Here is a 1151-nt window from a genome sequence, read left to right as displayed (position 1 = left end):
TTCTTGCAGCGCTCCTCGGCATGGCAGCCGCGCCCGCAGCCCGTGCCAGTGCCTTCCATGTGAATGGAGACACGCTTTACTACACCGGCAACGTGCTCGCGACCGACCCCGGGACGCTGGAGGCCTATGTCCTTGCCGCCAAGGCACGCGGGACGCCGCTGCGCCAAGTGGTGTTCCGCAACTCACCCGGTGGCGCCGCTTCCGGTGGCGTGGGAATGGGCGCCATCATCCGCCAGCACGGGCTGGATACCGTATTGGACGGTGGCTGCTACTCGGCATGCGCGGATGCGTTCGTCGCAGGGGTGAACCGGAAGGTCACGCAGTTCGGCCTGCTGCCAGCACACGGCAACTACACGCAGACCGTGCTGGGGATCCATGGTGAATCCGGACCCAATGGACCCACGCCCTATCCGGGGCAGGACAAGTACATCAAGTACTACCGGGACATGTTCGGCCCGGCCGATTTCGCAGTCATCGAAGCACGCATCATCCAGGCCCACTACGAACTGACCCAGCAATCGGGCTTCCTGCGCTATTTCGACCCCAGCACCATGGCCGTAGCCACACGCTTCTGCCCGACCCGCGACCAGAGCGCCGCAGGCAACTGCACCGATTATCCAGGCGTCACGATGTACAGCGATCGCGTCGTGACCGATGCCGGCTACGTAATGCCGGGCGATGTGCTCTCCGTCGGCAAGGAAGTGAGTGGGGATCTCAATCCGCATCTTGCCGTGCGCGGTCGCTACACCAACGCGGTCGCCAACCTGCGTTACTTCCAGCAGTCGGCGTCGGACATCCGGCTGGACGATGCCTTCGGGGTCATCCGCATCGGCAAGGGTGGCGTCTGGTCATTGGATACTCCTTCTGCTGCCCAGTACGTGGTCGTGGACGGTGGCACCCTGCGGCTGCAGCAGAATGGCTGGATACATCACGCCGAAGCCATCGGTGCCCGCAATGGTGGCCGAATCGAACTGCAGGGCGGCGCGCTGCGCAACCTGACCCTGGTCGAACGCGGCGGTGTACTTACCGGCCACGGCTCGCTGAATGCCACGATCGACATCAACGAAGGCGGAACGCTGGCACCGTCCGGCATCGTCATGCGTCCATACTCGCTGGAGGCGCTTGCACCGGGCGGCGACGACGTTTTCACC

At 64.3% G+C, this 1151-nt stretch carries 1 pseudogene; it reads left to right on the top strand.

What is annotated here, in order from left to right:
* Window positions 1-1151 (top strand): annotated as a pseudogene (locus DBR20_RS11175) (autotransporter outer membrane beta-barrel domain-containing protein); the annotation flags it as partial.

The sequence above is a fragment of the Stenotrophomonas sp. HMWF023 genome, from assembly GCF_003060985.1.
GTDB classification, from domain to species: Bacteria; Pseudomonadota; Gammaproteobacteria; order Xanthomonadales; family Xanthomonadaceae; genus Stenotrophomonas; species Stenotrophomonas lactitubi.
This window is presented reverse-complemented; position numbering and strand designations above follow the sequence as displayed.